General features: G+C 38.4%; 18 protein-coding genes and 2 tRNA genes. 10 read left to right on the top strand and 10 right to left on the bottom strand.

What is annotated here, in order from left to right; all coding sequences use genetic code 11:
* The first annotated feature begins 190 nt into the window (after positions 1 to 190).
* On the top strand, positions 191 to 1,006 hold the full coding sequence (locus ACZ5YP_RS06430; RefSeq protein ID WP_464834918.1) for an aldo/keto reductase: 816 nt from the start codon (positions 191 to 193) through the stop codon (positions 1,004 to 1,006).
* Between the two features lie 3 nt (positions 1,007 to 1,009).
* Here ACZ5YP_RS06430 and ACZ5YP_RS06425 read toward each other — a convergent pair whose 3' ends face one another.
* Positions 1,010 to 2,125 carry a radical SAM protein gene (locus tag ACZ5YP_RS06425; RefSeq protein WP_464834917.1) on the bottom strand — a complete coding sequence of 372 codons (1,116 nt, stop codon included), beginning with the start codon at positions 2,123 to 2,125 and terminating at the stop codon, positions 1,010 to 1,012.
* 72 nt (positions 2,126 to 2,197) lie between these two features.
* Here ACZ5YP_RS06425 and ACZ5YP_RS06420 point away from each other — a divergent pair, with 72 nt between their 5' ends.
* On the top strand, positions 2,198 to 2,713 hold the full coding sequence (locus ACZ5YP_RS06420) for a winged helix-turn-helix transcriptional regulator (protein ID WP_464834916.1): 516 nt from the start codon (positions 2,198 to 2,200) through the stop codon (positions 2,711 to 2,713).
* 3 nt (positions 2,714 to 2,716) lie between these two features.
* Here ACZ5YP_RS06420 and ACZ5YP_RS06415 read toward each other — a convergent pair whose 3' ends face one another.
* Positions 2,717 to 3,394: an adenylate kinase gene (locus ACZ5YP_RS06415; protein ID WP_464834915.1), complete on the bottom strand. Its 678-nt coding sequence runs from the start codon at positions 3,392 to 3,394 to the stop codon at positions 2,717 to 2,719.
* Positions 3,395 to 3,514: 120 nt separating this feature from the next.
* On the opposite strand from ACZ5YP_RS06415, the gene ACZ5YP_RS06410 reads away from it, so the two are divergent.
* Together ACZ5YP_RS06410 and ACZ5YP_RS06405 are read left to right on the top strand one after the other, a co-directional pair.
* Positions 3,515 to 3,841 (top strand): PadR family transcriptional regulator, encoded by a 327-nt coding sequence (locus ACZ5YP_RS06410; protein ID WP_464834914.1) that lies wholly within the window; start codon positions 3,515 to 3,517, stop codon positions 3,839 to 3,841.
* A 12-nt stretch (positions 3,842 to 3,853) separates the two neighbouring features.
* On the top strand, positions 3,854 to 5,002 hold the full coding sequence (locus ACZ5YP_RS06405; RefSeq protein ID WP_464834913.1) for an inositol-3-phosphate synthase: 1,149 nt from the start codon (positions 3,854 to 3,856) through the stop codon (positions 5,000 to 5,002).
* A gap of 3 nt (positions 5,003 to 5,005) precedes the next feature.
* Here the strand turns inward: ACZ5YP_RS06405 and aspS are convergent, their stop codons facing one another.
* From aspS to ACZ5YP_RS06385, 4 genes are all read right to left on the bottom strand, one after another.
* Positions 5,006 to 6,262 (bottom strand): aspartate--tRNA(Asn) ligase, encoded by a 1,257-nt coding sequence (aspS, locus tag ACZ5YP_RS06400; protein WP_464834912.1) that lies wholly within the window; start codon positions 6,260 to 6,262, stop codon positions 5,006 to 5,008.
* Positions 6,263 to 6,411: 149 nt separating this feature from the next.
* Positions 6,412 to 6,485: transfer RNA gene (locus tag ACZ5YP_RS06395), tRNA-Met, on the bottom strand.
* 79 nt (positions 6,486 to 6,564) lie between these two features.
* Positions 6,565 to 7,500, bottom strand: coding sequence for a hydroxyacid dehydrogenase (locus ACZ5YP_RS06390; protein WP_464834911.1), 936 nt, complete (start codon positions 7,498 to 7,500; stop codon positions 6,565 to 6,567).
* A gap of 12 nt (positions 7,501 to 7,512) precedes the next feature.
* The gene (locus tag ACZ5YP_RS06385) at positions 7,513 to 8,610 is read right to left on the bottom strand and encodes a pyridoxal-phosphate-dependent aminotransferase family protein (protein ID WP_464835972.1); all 1,098 of its coding nucleotides are present in this window, start codon (positions 8,608 to 8,610) and stop codon (positions 7,513 to 7,515) included.
* 269 nt (positions 8,611 to 8,879) lie between these two features.
* On the opposite strand from ACZ5YP_RS06385, the gene ACZ5YP_RS06380 reads away from it, so the two are divergent.
* Positions 8,880 to 9,230: a hypothetical protein gene (locus ACZ5YP_RS06380; RefSeq protein ID WP_464834910.1), complete on the top strand. Its 351-nt coding sequence runs from the start codon at positions 8,880 to 8,882 to the stop codon at positions 9,228 to 9,230.
* On the opposite strand, the gene ACZ5YP_RS06375 is transcribed toward ACZ5YP_RS06380, so the two are convergent.
* Entirely contained in the window at positions 9,211 to 9,405 is a 195-nt protein-coding gene (locus tag ACZ5YP_RS06375) for a hypothetical protein (protein WP_464834909.1), read from the bottom strand. The genes ACZ5YP_RS06380 and ACZ5YP_RS06375 overlap by 20 nt on opposite strands.
* A gap of 65 nt (positions 9,406 to 9,470) precedes the next feature.
* Here ACZ5YP_RS06375 and ACZ5YP_RS06370 point away from each other — a divergent pair, with 65 nt between their 5' ends.
* Positions 9,471 to 10,568: a M24 family metallopeptidase gene (locus ACZ5YP_RS06370; protein ID WP_464834908.1), complete on the top strand. Its 1,098-nt coding sequence runs from the start codon at positions 9,471 to 9,473 to the stop codon at positions 10,566 to 10,568.
* Between the two features lie 5 nt (positions 10,569 to 10,573).
* Here ACZ5YP_RS06370 and ACZ5YP_RS06365 read toward each other — a convergent pair whose 3' ends face one another.
* Complete coding sequence (locus ACZ5YP_RS06365) at positions 10,574 to 11,374, bottom strand: inositol monophosphatase family protein (RefSeq protein WP_464834907.1); 801 nt, start codon at positions 11,372 to 11,374, stop codon at positions 10,574 to 10,576.
* A gap of 72 nt (positions 11,375 to 11,446) precedes the next feature.
* Here ACZ5YP_RS06365 and ACZ5YP_RS06360 point away from each other — a divergent pair, with 72 nt between their 5' ends.
* Positions 11,447 to 11,938 (top strand): RNA-binding protein, encoded by a 492-nt coding sequence (locus ACZ5YP_RS06360; RefSeq protein WP_464834906.1) that lies wholly within the window; start codon positions 11,447 to 11,449, stop codon positions 11,936 to 11,938.
* Positions 11,939 to 11,943: 5 nt separating this feature from the next.
* Positions 11,944 to 13,206, top strand: coding sequence for an ORC1-type DNA replication protein (locus ACZ5YP_RS06355; RefSeq protein ID WP_464834905.1), 1,263 nt, complete (start codon positions 11,944 to 11,946; stop codon positions 13,204 to 13,206).
* A gap of 170 nt (positions 13,207 to 13,376) precedes the next feature.
* Here the strand turns inward: ACZ5YP_RS06355 and ACZ5YP_RS06350 are convergent, their stop codons facing one another.
* Positions 13,377 to 13,616, bottom strand: coding sequence for a hypothetical protein (locus ACZ5YP_RS06350; RefSeq protein ID WP_464834904.1), 240 nt, complete (start codon positions 13,614 to 13,616; stop codon positions 13,377 to 13,379).
* Positions 13,617 to 13,735: 119 nt separating this feature from the next.
* On the opposite strand from ACZ5YP_RS06350, the gene ACZ5YP_RS06345 reads away from it, so the two are divergent.
* A tRNA-His gene (locus ACZ5YP_RS06345) sits at positions 13,736 to 13,834 on the top strand.
* 55 nt (positions 13,835 to 13,889) lie between these two features.
* Here the strand turns inward: ACZ5YP_RS06345 and ACZ5YP_RS06340 are convergent.
* Positions 13,890 to 14,357, bottom strand: a complete 468-nt coding sequence (locus tag ACZ5YP_RS06340; RefSeq protein WP_464834903.1) for a PadR family transcriptional regulator — start codon at positions 14,355 to 14,357, stop codon at positions 13,890 to 13,892.
* Between the two features lie 123 nt (positions 14,358 to 14,480).
* Between ACZ5YP_RS06340 and ACZ5YP_RS06335 the strand changes: the two genes are divergently transcribed.
* A complete protein-coding gene (locus ACZ5YP_RS06335; RefSeq protein ID WP_464834902.1) occupies positions 14,481 to 15,197 on the top strand; it encodes an ABC transporter ATP-binding protein in 717 nt (238 codons plus the stop codon).
* Positions 15,198 to 15,205: the final 8 nt, after the last annotated feature.

Genomic DNA, 15,205 nt, shown 5'->3' with positions numbered 1-15,205 from the left:
TACACTTGTTTCGGTGACTAGTAATACTAGTTATAATGGTGAATTCCTCGTTCTCAGTGTTTTTATTTGACAAGGTAATACACCTTTCTCTGCACAACTATGATTTTCACGGCTATTATTTTTCATATTCTCCATTGTTGTAAGAAATAAATGCCCGTGTAGTAAATATATAGTGAGGGGTTGACTAGATTTGTTCGAGCTATACGATCCCCTAGATTACAAATACATCGGCTCAGACAAAGTCCTCGCAATTGGACTTGGAACATATGGAATAAAATCATACGATAAAGCATTTGAAGCCTTTACATATGCCATTACACATGGATTAAACCTCATAGATACAGCTGAAATGTATGATGGTGGAAGAGCCGAGGAGTTTGTTGGTAGATTAATAAGAGAAGTTGGAAGAGACATGGTTTTTATTACAACGAAGATGCTACCAGATAGACTCGACGATAAAGAAAAAGTATTGAGAGCAGCAGAGGCCTCTCTCCGAAGACTAGGGGTGGCATATGTAGACTTATTTCTAATACACTGGCCAAACGATAGAATACCTATTCAACAACAAATACAAAACTTTGAAATACTTGCCGAACGCGGTTTAACAAGATATATTGGTGTTAGCAACTTTGATCTTGCACAGTTGAGAATAGCTATGGAGTCTACTAAGAAATACGAAATAGTTGTAGACCAGGTCTACTATAGTATCTCTAATAGACTATACGTTGAAAAAGAACTACTACCCTATTGTATTCAAAACAAGATCACACTACAAGCATATACACCACTAGAACGTGGTAGTGTAGCATCAAACCCTGTACTATCTAAAATAGCGTCTAAGTATGGTAAGACAAATATACAGGTAGCATTAAACTATTTAATAAGCCATAAAAACGTAGTTGCTATTCCAAAAACAGAGAGAATAGATCACGTTAAAGAAATTATGGGAGCACTTGGCTGGCGCCTAGATCCATCAGACCTAGAATACATTAAAAAACACGCGTAAATACTAGTAGGCGTCTCCAAGTAGAAACGTGTTTCCCACATATACTCTTTTCAATCCATTTCTACGCGCTATTTTCACTGCTATTTCAGCGTGTTTTTTACTCGTTGTTGGCAGGTCTAACAACATATAGTCAGGGTGAAATCCAAGAAATACATAGGGGATTTCCGGGTTAATACTTGCAATAAAACTAGTCATATTGTCTAATTCATATTCATCAATATATCCTGGAACGAGAAGAGTCGATATTACTAGTAGTGGTGGACTGGGTCTTTCACTAAAATACTTTGCAACTAACTTAATGTTCTCTTTGATTAACTCAACATGTTTCTCGTCTACTCCACACAATGCTTCGTAAACCCGAGGACTCCACGCTTTAAAGTCTATTTTAACTATTCCACCTGTTTTCAAACTTATTTTTACAGCTTCTTCTAGTAGTCTTGGATTCCACAGTCCATTAGTCTCCCAGCACACACGGAATACTCTTAAACCCAGTCTATGTGCTTTATCAATCATTTCTCTAGCTGCAAGTAGAGCATGTGGAGCGAAGGGTCCAGGGTCTCCACCGAAAAAACAGACACAACTCGTCTTTTTATTTACAGCGTTTACCAAACTTTCAATACTCAATACTGGTTTTGAATTAACAATCATTTCTCTATACTCCCAGTTTTGACAGTAGAGGCAGTCCATATTGCATCCGCCATAGAAGACTGCTATATTGTAGTAACCCTGCTCACCCCATGGACTCAACGCGTAGTCTGGGTAGCCAATACCCGTTATAGCGGGACATACTGGGAATGCTACACAGTTTGTTGGATGTGGATCATAGTAGTAGAGCCCTATTCCCGCTCTGGGATTACTAGTTGAACATGTAAGTCTATTATTTTGAAGTCGTCTATATCCACAATAACCCATTGAAGAATCATTTATTCTACATCCACGGCCACAAATACTACACTGGTATCTACCCCTACTAGTATCTACTGGTAGTTTAAATCTAGAGCGAGATTCAACGTGTGGTTCTTCTACTGGTTTTTCAAGTGACCGTAGACAGTTTACACAGTATCCAATAACACTGCTTACAAGTAGTGAGGAAGCACCACACTTACTACATACACCCATATTCAACAGCCTTTCTAATATTCCACTCTCTTAATAGGGTCTATTTTAGATTGTTTTAATGGATGAATAAAAATGATAAGAAGAGAATGCGATGTTAAAACAATGACTATTATTGAAGCCCTCGCTGAAAACCCCAGATGTAGTATAAGAGAACTATCTACTAAAATAGGTCTTAACTACCTCTACGTTAACCGTAAAATCAAGTCGTTAATATCTAGAAAACTAATTTCATTTAGTTTAAACATATCTAGTTATGTATTTGGACGTGAAGCATCATTTGTAAAAATCAAGAGTAGCAATATAGATAAATTACTAAGTGCAATGTCGAGATGTAATAGAGTGCCAGTTGTATTTAGAATAAACAGCGGCGAGGTAGCACTAATTTTTATTTCTAGAAGCAAGGAAGAAGTAGCTAGTTTTCTAGAACTTGTAAAATCTACTGATAAAACCATTAAATCAATCAGTATAGAGCACGGCGTATTACCCAATGAAGCAATGATTCCATTAAAACACGGTCATTTAAACTGTAGTATACCAGAAGATTGTAGAAAATGCCTATTCTATGACGAAGTAGTAAAACAAAGCTAGTTTCTAGTTTAATACTACTTCTCTACATGGTTTGAGATTTAATATTTTGTTCTCTATCAATATCTTCTCTAGTATTGGAACCACTTCTCTTATTGATTTATCAGCATTTACTTCTATTAGCCTTCTCGTATTCCTATAGTACTCTATTACAGGGTTGAACGTCTGATAGAAGACTCTATATCTCTGTCTAACTACTTCTGGTTCATCATCTTTTCTTCTAACTAGTTTAGCACCGTCATAATCACACTGTTCATCTACTCTGGGTTTTGGCTCATAGTATATATTGTATACGCGGCCGCAGACCGGGCAGACCATTCTACCACTAAGTCTTCTAACGGCTACTTCTTCAGATACCACTAGGTGAACTGCTGCATCAATACTTGTAATTTCATCTAGTGCTTTAGCTTGGACGAGAGTTCTGGGATATCCATCTAGAATAAAACCGTTAACTGTATCTGGTTGTTGCAGTCTTTTCTTTACAACTTCTATAACTATGTCGTCTGGGACTAATAGGCCCTGTTCAACATAGGTTTTTATTTTTCTTCCAAGCTCTGTATTAGCTGCTATTTCAGCTCTAAATATATCTCCTGTGCTAATGTGTGGTATACAGTATTTGTCTCTAAAGTACTGTGCATAAGTTCCTTTTCCAGCGCCTGGAGCACCTAATAATACGATCTTCATATCGACACCCACAGCAATTTATTCCTTCTTGAGTATATTAATTCTTCCTTCTATATTTTTCTCATAACTGTAAAAGTATATATTTATGATCACAAATATTATTTACAATTGGTGGTTTAATTGGAATCCAGAACTCCCAGAGCACTGGTTAGACTCAAAAGAAAACTAACAATTGAAAATCTATGGTTGTATATTATGAAGATACTTATAGATGAGAAAACACCACTAAGAGCATATGATATAAAAGTAAAACTAAGAGAGAGATTTAATATTAACCCACCCGCTGTAACAGTCTATACTGTTGTTTATAGAATGAGCATGGATGGATTAGTATCAAGAATACATAGTAGTGGCGAAACCAGATATAAACCAACTGACACCGGTATTGAAGCATTTCAACACGCTATTACCTACTTAGAAGAACTGGTTTCCAAGCTTAAACTGTGAGGTGGTGTATGTATGATTCGAGTTGCAATAGTAGGACAGGGACTAGTAGCACTACATTTTGAAGTAGGATTAGAAAAACTAAAACACAACTTGATATCAGATTACGGTGTTCCACTGAGAAACCTCCTACCATATAAATACAGCGACATCGAAGTCGTAGCAGCATACGATGTAGACGAGTCTAAAGTAGGTAAAACAATATATGAATTGGCAAAACGCTACTACGATGCACCAGGTGAAATTCCAGGTACACTCAAAGACATAGTTGTAAGAAGGGGAATACACTTAAACAGCTTGAAGGGCCTTCCATTCAAAGCACGTGGAAGAGAAGAGGAAGAAGGCTATGAAAACGCCGTGTGGAGTATTATAGATGAGTGGAAGAGTCTTGGTGTAGACATTGTTGTAAATGTAATGACTACCGAACCTGTTGAACCAGTTGGAAGCCTACAAGAACTACACGAGAGATTTAAAGCCGGTGATTTAACAGCGTCACAAACATACGCCTATATGACCGCGCTCTATTCTTCAAAATATAAAAATGCAGCTTTCATAAACGTTATTCCATCTCCAATAGCAAACGATCCAGCATACATAGAATTCTTCAAAGAGAGCCGGGGAGTAGTATTTGGAGATGATGGTGCAACTGGTGCAACACCTCTCACAGCAGACCTACTAGAACACATGTATGAGAGAAATAGAAAAGTTATAGATATAGCACAGTTCAATATAGGTGGAAACACTGATTTCTTATCGCTTAATCTACCAGAGAGAAACATTATGAAGAAAATAACTAAGAGCGCCATGGTATCCGACATACTAGGCTATGAAGCACCAAACTATATCAGGCCAACCGGCTACCTAGAACCACTAGGCGACAAAAAGTTCGTTGCAATGATAATAGAGTATTACAGCTTCGGCGAGTACAAAGACGAGTTATACATTGTATGGAGGGTAAATGATAGCCCCGCACTAGCCGGTCTACTCGTAGACCTAGTTAGACTTGGTAAAATAGCGCTTGATAGACAACAATATGGAACAGTCTACGAAGTAAACGCATTCTACATGAAAAAACCCGGTCCACACGGGTCAAAGATAATCTCGAAGTATAGAGCATACCAGCAATTATTACAGTGGGTTGGAATAAAAGATCCTAGATATTAGTTTTTATGGTACCAGTCTACTTCTATCTCTTACAAACATTATTGCTTCTCTCACGTTTTCAAGATTTAACATCCTCATTATTAATCTCTCAACACCCATTCCAAACCCTCCGTGAGGCGGCATTCCATACTTGAATGCTTCCAGGTAGAAGTCAAAGTCTTCTGGTTTCAACCCCTTATCTCTCAGTGCTTCTATTAGTTTTTCATATCTATGCTCTCTTTGTCCACCACTAGCTATCTCTAATCCCTTATAGTCCAAGTCGAATTTTCTAGTGTATACTCCATCTTCTTCTCTCATATAGTAGAAGCCTGTTGAAGACCATGGAAATCCAACTATAAAGTACAAGTCGTGTTTTTTCTCGGCCATTATTTCTCCTAGTTTCTTTTCAGCTGCATCACTTAAATCATCTGTTTCACTTACTTCTACACCCTCACTTCTCAAGATGTCAACTGCTTCTGTAAACTTTAACCTCTTAAATGGTGGAGTAATTTTGGGGAGGTCGACGCCGAGTATTTCTAGGTCTTCTTTGTAATTTGTTCTTATATAGTCTACTATGTATGCTACTAGGTTTTCAGCTGTTTGTAACACGTCTTCTACTCCACTTATAAATCCTTGTTCTACGTCAATACCCCATGATTCATTCAAGTGTCTTGTAGTATTGAATTTCTCGGCTCTAAAATAGGGTGTTATCTCGTATACTCTTTCAAAACTCGATATAAGCATCTGCTTGTATAGTTGTGGACTCTGGCTTAGATAAGCTTCTCTCTCAAAGTATTGTACTTTAAAGAGTGTAGCTCCACCCTCAGCGCCTGCAGCAACTATTTTTGGTGTTTGAACTTCTATAAACCCGTTTTTCTCAAGGTATTCTCTGGCTGCTTTGAGTACTCCAGCTCTAATTCTAAATATTGCTTTTTCCACGGGGTTTCTCGCTAGAAGCCATCTATACTTTATTCTAGTGTCTAGGAGTGCCGGTACTTTTCCAGATATGTCGACTGGTAGTGGTTCTATTGGTTTAGCATACACCTCTATTTTTCTAGCTATGTATTCAATACCCCTCTTACTCTTTTGTTCAGGGGCGAGTTCTCCCTCGAAGCATATAGCTGTTCCAACATCGAGCTCGCTTACTAATCCATAGATCTCTCTATCTCTATCTTCTTTCAATGCGAGAACATATGGTTTAGTGTTATTTCCACAGATTTCAACAATTAATACCTTTCCAACTTTTGCTTTTCTAATAATCCATCCACATAGACGAGTCATGAATACACCCTCTACTACTATACTTCTATAGTATAGAGTATTAAATCAAAGTATTATAACGTCTATCCTAGAAGCGAGATCAATACACTACTCTAGTAATAGTAAAAGTAGAAGAAGGAGTTAGCGGCGGGGCCCGCCGCGTGGCGGGATAGCGGGGGGTGGATTTGAACCACCGACCTCGGGGTTATGAGCCCCGCGGGCTACCAGGCTGCCCTACCCCGCTGTCTAGCCCCGCCAATAATATGTTGATTTATTACTGGCTTTTAAAACTTACAGTGAGGAAGGGGAATTAGGGGAAAAAGTTATTTGAGTAGTCCTTTTTGCTTAAAGAACTCTATTACTTTTTCTGCTACTTGTATTCCAGCTCTTGCCTGGGCTTCATGTGTACTTGCTCCAATGTGTGGTGTTAATACTACGTTTTCTAGTTTTGTTAGTGGGTGGTTTAGTGGTAGTGGTTCTTCTTCGAATACGTCTAGTCCTGCTCCGGCAATCCATCCTTCTTGTAGTGCTTTAACTAGTGCGTTTGTATCTACTACTGGTCCTCTAGCAGTGTTTATTAATATTGCTGTTTTCTTCATTAGTTTTAATCTTTCTTCATTAATCATGTGTCTTGTTTCAGGTGTTAGTGGTACATGAATACTTATTACATCTGCTACTTTGAGGAGTTCTTCTAGTGGTAGGTATTTGGCTCCTAATTCCTGTTCTAATCTTGGATTTCTCTCGCGGTCATAGTATACTATTTGCATGTTAAATCCATATTTACAAATTCTCGCTACAGTAGACCCTATTCTACCAGCACCAATAATACCAAGGATTTTACCGTTGAGTTCATATCCTTCTGCCTGTTTCTTTGGCCATTCACCACTCCTCATTTTTCTATCGGAGAAAGCTATTTTTCTAGCTACTGCTAGCATTAATCCAACTGCTAGTTCTGCTACGCTAGTAGTTGTAGCTTCTGGGGTATTTAGTACTTCTATTCCCTTTGCTTTTGCTGCTTCTACATCGATGTTGTCTACTCCTACACCGGCTCTAGCTATAACCATTAATACATCTGCTGCTTCTATTACTCTCTTTGTTACAAATGGCTTACTTCTAACTATTAATCCATGGTGACCCTTTATCAACTCTATGAGTTTTTCCTCGGGGGATTCTTCTACGTAGGTTACTTCAATGCCGTTGTCTTTCAATAGTTTTAATCCATTCTCGTGTATTTTACTTGCGACTAGTACTTTGACCATGAATTACACCTGTTATTTTGGTGGTTTGAAGCCTAGGTTTATTAGTATTTCACGTAGGTTGTTGAATAATAGTTCTATGTCTTCATCTGTTATATATCCCATGTGTCCAATTCTAAATGTGATATCTTTGACTTTACCGTATCCTCTAGCTATCTCTATACCTCTCTTTCTTAACTCCTCGTATATTACTGGTCCTTTAATGCCTGGTGGATTGTAGACTACTGTTATTGTTGGACTGTAATATCCTGGTTCAGCGAAGAGTTGTAGTCCTAGTTCTAATACACCTCTTCTAATCTTCTCTGCTCTCTCAGCATACATTTTCAACCAGGCTTCTTTACCACCCATTTTCTCGATTATTCTTAGAGCAGCGTTTAATCCCGCTATTTGTGGTATTGGTGGAGTTGTAGGTGTTGACCACTGTTGGAGTAGTACTTCTCTTATTTCAAGTAGGTCGAAGTACAATCCCCTCTCAGGTATATTTTTAGCTCTTTCAAATACCTCTTCGCTTACAGCGGCCATTGCAAGGCCTGGTGGAACACCAAACGCCTTCTGGCTACTACTGAAAACCAGGTCTAAGCCCCACTCGTCGACTTTAATGTCTGCAGCGCCCATTGCTGATACAGCGTCTACAAATACTAGTTTACCATGCTCCTTGGCTACTTTAGCTAGTTCTCTAAGTGGGTTGAGTACACCAGTGCTTGTTTCATTATATGTAATAGTAACTGCTTCTACATCTGGGTTTTTCTTTAATGCCTCGTCTAGTTCTTCAGGTAGGACTGGTTTACCAAGAGGTTTTTCTAAGACAACAGGTATTCTACCATTCTTTTCAACAGCTTCTCTATACCTGTTTCCAAACTCGCCTATCACAGTAACTAGGACTTTTCCACGTGGACTCACAGCGTTTCTAATACTTGCCTCCATAAATCCTGTTCCACTAGCTGGTATTAAGAGAACTGTTGCTTTTCTAGCCTCGAGGAATTCAGCAAGTCTTTTTACAGTGTCTTTGTGTAATTCTCTATACTCAGCTGATTTATGACTCAACATTTGAATCTTCATTACTTCTAGTACTTCTGGAAAACAAGCTACTGGTCCAGCTGTAAACAATTTCATTGGTCTGGGCCACAAAATCCTCTCTATTTCTTTAACTACTTCTGGATATTTCAAACCAGAGCTCACCGAGAATACCATATTCTACAAGGGGCAAATAAACATGTTGAGAAACGGTCCCCGTCGCTCCACCTTACATCACATGTCAGCACGTTCCTGCTAGGTCATCCCGTTAAAATACTATTGTAAACAGTCTAATAACAATACAGTGTGAAGACTAATACTTCAAGTATAAAGGACTCTCAATATCCTTATAGAGAGAGGGTGGCTTGATGAAGATATATGTAAAACTGAGAAATAATGCATGGATTCTAGTAAACAGGAAAATCGAGCAAACAACTATAACTAACAAGAAGAAAGTAACTAGATACTTACTAGCTGGTGAAACAGTAAGTAATCCACCTATTTCAAATAAATCGGATTACGTAGAGATCAAAATACCTGGAGGAATAGTAAATAAAGTAATATCTAAACTACTAGATTTTAGTGGTGATGGAGAAGTAATAATTGAACCCAAAGACAAAGAATACTATGTTGCTAAAACCACTAGAGATAAACGACAAGTAGTAGAAAAAATACTAACAGAACTACTACTCCGTAAAACTAGTAAAGAAACTTCTTGACTATCAAGCCCTTCTCTCCACGAGTAACTTCAAGTCTCTCAATATCCTTTCTATAACCACACACCTGGCACTTGTAGTAAATAGTTATCTTTGCAGTACTACCAATTTTCTCTGATTCCTGCATCAACACTAGTGTATTACCATCTTTTGGACACCTATATTCTCTCTCACTCAATTCCTCCATCCTCTTTCAAAGTATTCTTTTAAACTACTCTGTATTAGTATTAAGAGGTGAAAAAAGTGCTAAATAACTTACGTATTCTCGCAGAAAATAGAAACCTAGATGTAGTGTTAATAGCTGCACCAGACAATTTAGACTACTATACCGACGTACCCTCACTAGGCGATGCACTAGGACTTCTCGTCTATGATAGAAGAAGTGATTCATTATCACTCTACGTCCCTCTACTTGAATACCAGAGATATAGAGATAAACTCCCAGACACTGTAAACGTCTATGCATTATCTAAAACACTAAAACCCAGTGGAATATCAGTTATTGAAGCTGATTGGAAAGACATAATTAAACAATACGCGAGTGATAAAATAGGAGTTGATTTATCACACAGTGGACCCCTACAAAAAACACTTCAACAAGTACTAGGCGAGAAAGCCGTTGATGTATCAGACGATATTTGGAAGCAGAGAATGATCAAGTCTAACAGAGAACTCGAAGCTATTAAGAGAGCAGTAAGAATAACTATCAAGGGCGTTCTCGCCGTTCAATCAAGCATTCGAGAAGACATTACTGAAACACAACTAGTTGGAGTCTTCGAGAAAACAGTTAGAGATAATGGTGTAAGTAAACTAGCATTCGACCCAATAATAGCGTTTAAACCAAACAATGCATATCCCCATGCAGTTCCAGGAGAACGCAGAGTTTCCAGTAGAGACCTTGTCCTCGTAGATGTTGGTGTAAAAGTAGATAATAGATGCAGTGATATAACAAGAATGATCCTCTACGGCCGTCCATCACCCGAAGAGAAAAAGAGTATTGAAGCAGTAGTTGAAGCAGTAGAAGCAGGAATTGACAGTGTTGCACCTGGTGTAAAAGCAGGTGATGTATACAATACAGCTGTTAAAATACTAGAGAAATACGGGTTGAAAGAATATTTTATCCATGGTCTAGGCCATGGCGTGGGAGTAGTAGTACATGAACCACCATATCTTAGACTTGGTAGTGAAACAATACTAGAGCCTGGAATGGTGTTTACTATAGAGCCAGGTGTATACTTCCCGGGAAAATACGGTGTTAGAGTTGAAGAAGTAGTTGTTGTTACAAAGAAGGGTAGAAAGGTGCTTAGTAGGAGGTTGGATGGGGTTCTCGAAGCATTCTAATACTATTACAGCTTGTCCACTATTTTCCATATCTCACTGTCACGGCGAGCTATAACTATTTTTTCAATTTTCACTATTTCACTTGTTTTCAACTCGTTTAATCCAGGGCTAACATATATCCCTGTATTCAGAGCACTTGCAACTCCAATGGCTACAGCAACGTCGCTATTTCTTAGTTTACCAGTTAAATGCATAAATCCATTGATTACTCCTAGTGCAGCATAGAGTGCTTCTAGTGATGCAGAACCCATTGTCCTCGTTTTCAAGTTTTTCTTGTTTTCTCTGAAAACCCTGCTTACGAGTTCTAGGTGTCTTGGCTGCTCAGTATATATTGAAACCACGTTATCTCCATCTGTATTATCGAGTGGTTTATCTACTCTAGAACCATTATAGTAGACTACTCCACTACATATTTCAAACACGTCATCTACAAATATGTTTTTTACAAAACCATATAGTGGCTCTGCAATACTAGCTCCTCGTCTATATACAGCTATAGATAACGAGGCAAACGGTATTCCAAGCGTGTAGTTGAGGCTACCGTCTAGTGGATCTACGAGTACAACTAGCTCGGGTTGACTGTTTAGTACTCTACTCCCTTTTTCCTCGCCTACAACTACTGCTTTAAATCCTGTAGCTCTAGTTTCTTCTACAATGTAGTCTTCAACTACCACGTCTATTCTCCGCGAGATATCACCACTAACGCCTTCACCTACTACTTCAAGGTATTCTCTCTTTCCATATAGTTCTCTGAGCATAAACGAGGCTTCAAAACCTATTTTTCTAAAAACACTACATACATCCATATAAGGCACCAATTAGAGATATTTCAATCTACAATTATATTAATAGTTGCATGGATTAACTGGGGTTTAATTGTGAATAGTCAGCCTAAACTAATAGTTACTTGTAGAACAGGCCACTTAGAACTATGTATGCATGAAATTGGAAATGTATTGTATGCTAAAGACCCAGAAATTAAAATTGTAGAATCTGGTTTTCCCGATGTCTTACTAGTTTATACTAGTTTAGATGTAGCAAAAGCCTATGCAATTGTTTCTCATAGAGAATATGGCTTCGTGGAAAACATTATTCCCATACACTGTGTTCTCAGCTCACCACCTAGATTAGACGAGGTAAAAGAATGTATTGCTTCATTAAAACCACCAGATAGAGTAAAATTAAAGGTGAAAGCTAGAGGAATTAGAGAAGTTAGTAAGTTGATTTTTACTGAAATAGCTAGATTTCTCAGAGAAAACAATATACACCATGATACTACAGCTAAAACATGTCTCTACATAGAAGTCTTCCCCAATAAAACATATATTGGTTTGGGTTCCTGCCAACCGGTTTTTAAAGCAGTTGTTTAAAATATGTGAATAGAGATATTGGTGGATCTACGAGTATGAGTGATGCTTGGAGAATTATTGAGGAAGAATTGAGTAAGCCATCACTATTTAAGAGTAGAGAAAGCCTTATGCCTGAACACCTTCCAGATAAACTTCCACATCGCGAGGAAGAACTACGTACACTTGTCTCTTATTTTAAACACCTAGTACACGACCCGGGGTCGATATCTCAAAGAGTGCTGATAATAGGGGGTATTGGAACAGGTAAGACTGTTTTATCTAAATTATTCGGTAAACTATTTACTAGAATGGCTCGTGAAAGAGGTTATAATGTCTCCTATGCTCACGTCAATTGTCATAGAAATAGAACTCTCTACAATATAATATACGATATAGCAAGGCAAACCGGGATTCCACTACCCTCAAGGGGTTTATCTGCCAAGGAAATGTTTGATGTTCTTCTTTCCTACCTAGAAGAACTAGATCAATACATTATAGTAGCACTAGATGAATTCCACTACTTTGCTAGTTTATCACATTCAGAATCCGTCTACTTCCTTGCACGTACTTATGAAGCCTACGAGGGGAGTAAACGAGTAAACTTTATATTTATAGCGAGTGATACATCTAAACTCGCCTTTCTAGACCCTGCCACAGAGGGCTATCTTCTAAGACACATAATCAAACTCGAACCATACACGTCTATACAACTCTACGATATATTAAAGTATAGAGCTTCTCTAGCCTTCTTCGACGGAGTCTACGATGACGATGTATTAAAAACCATTGCCGACTATGAGGGAGTTGATAAAGGAGGAAGTGGAAACGCTAGACACGCACTCGAAGTACTACTCCTAGCTGGAGATTTAGCAGAGAGAGAGGGTTCAAAGAGAATAAGTGTTGAACACGTTCGTAGAGCTCTCTCAGGGCTTTCACGCGAAATAGTAGCTATAAGCGACTTTATAAAGTATAGTTCACTCCACGAACTACTCTTACTACTCGCTATTATACGACTACTTAGAAGAACCGGCAAGAGAGAGGTTAGAATGGGCGAGGTAGAAGAAGAATATAGAGGAATATGCGAACACTATGGCGAGATACCTAGAAAACACACACAGCTCTACGAGTATGTACAAAGCCTTGCAAGAGCAGGTGTTATAATAGCTCATCCAAGTGGGAAAGGCCAGCGTGGAAGGTCGACAATGATTTCAATGCATTATGGTCCACTAGACCAATTAGAAAAATACGTTGTTGAAGTAATTGAAAAGAGGAGGGAAATTGGTTCATAAGAAAAAACCAGAAGACATAGTATTAAACACACTATGTAAGTACATCGAATGCAATTTTAATACACTTAGAAGAAAAACAGGGTTAAACTATTATACTCTCGTTAAAACCATTAACTACCTTGTTTCAAAGGGTTTAATAGTAGAAAAGCGTGTTGGAAGATTGAGAATTATTAGGATTGCTGAGCATCAGCGAGCTGTTTGTATGGACAGGTCTCCCAGTACTCAATACACTTCTTAACAAAAGACCTCGTCAAATACCTCTCTAATACCCTACACCTAGCCATACATACTTCTTCGCTCTCTCTTTCTAACCTCTCTAATACATAGTATGGACAATTACTCTTCATGTTACATTGAATTACATGTATTGGTAGATATACCTCTCTAGGCTTCAAGCCACTAGTACTCAAAACACTCAACCCTCTCTTAAAGCCACATTTAAATAATTAAATACCCCTTACTAAGTTAAATTGAATGGGCCCGAACAGATTAGAGATGAAGAACCCAGGCCATGCGCGCTGGAAAAGTGGCCCGGGTAGCTCAGCCTGGATAGAGCGCCGGGCTGTGGACCCCCGAGATGACGGGGACAGAAACCCGGAGGTCCCGGGTTCAAATCCCGGCCCGGGCCCTTCAATACCTCTCTATACTTGCTACCTCGGAGGTCTAGGATAGTATTTGTGTTTCTACTTGGGAGACTTGATTTCTCTGACTAGCATGCTTTTTATTTCACTTATTTTCTTCTTTAGTTCTTCTACTACGTGGTGTGGTATTTCAACGTCTTTTTCCCATAGTGTTTTAACTATATTCATTAATTCGAAAAACCCTATTGTCGTTAATGTGTTTATTGCTTTCTTTACCTTATCTATTGTTTTCTCTATTTCGCTCTTTCTATTTTCAACGTATAATCGTCCTTTCTCGGTTAACTTGTATACTCTTTTTCTCCCAATCCATTTGGATTCAACGAGGCCTTCTTTTTCCAGCTCGCGTAGTGTTGGATAGAGAATTCCACTGCTTGGAGTGTATATGGATAGGTTTTTATTGATAAATCCTCGAATCGCGTAGCCGTGGGCTTCGCCGAGATTGTATAGTGTGTACAATACAATGTCGCGGAATATACCCCGCATACCTTTAACATTGAGTTCTAAATTCATTTTGTAACCATTGTTTGCATCCATCATGGATTAAACAATCACCCAGCAATATCCTACTAATTAAATATGGATTATAGTTATAAATATGTCTAAAGACATATGCTGAGAAGACACGGTGTTTATATGCGTAGAGAAGTAGTAGTACTCGAAGACATTGTAAAGATATACAGGTCGGGTAGTGTTGAGACGCCAGCACTGAGAGGAGTATCTCTTAAAATATATGAAGGAGAATTTATCGCTATAATGGGTCCTTCAGGCTCTGGAAAAACCACGTTGCTAAATATAATGGGGTTGTTAGACAAGCCAACTAGTGGTAGAGTCTACATTGATGGAATCGAGGTCTCTAAACTAAATAGCGGTGAAATAGCTAGAATTAGAAACTATAAAATAGGATTTGTATTTCAATCATTCAATTTAATCAATAGACTCACAGTACTAGAAAACATTGAAATACCCTTAATTCCAAGAGGGATACCAAGACCTAAAAGAATACAAATGGCCACAAATGCTCTTATAAGAGCAGCTGGAGATCCATCGTGGCTCCCCAAGAAGCCAAACCAGCTATCTGGTGGTCAACAACAAAGAGTTGCTATTGCAAGAGCTATTGTTGGTGAACCGCCTATACTACTTGCTGATGAGCCAACTGGAAATCTGGATATGGCTAGTTCGAGAATAGTAGTAAAAACCTTTCAAGAACTCAATAAAACTGGTTCAACCATAGTTGTAATAACTCACAATCCCGAAGTAGCTAATTGCACTGAGAAAATATACGTTCTTAGAGATGGACGCTTGATTGGCGAGGTATCGCCAGATCCATCTAAATGCATATTGAATATGTAAAGGTTTTT

The sequence above is a fragment of the Sulfophobococcus zilligii genome, from assembly GCF_055398255.1.
Note: the sequence above shows the minus strand (reverse complement) of the source record. Positions and strands in the feature narration are given on the sequence as shown.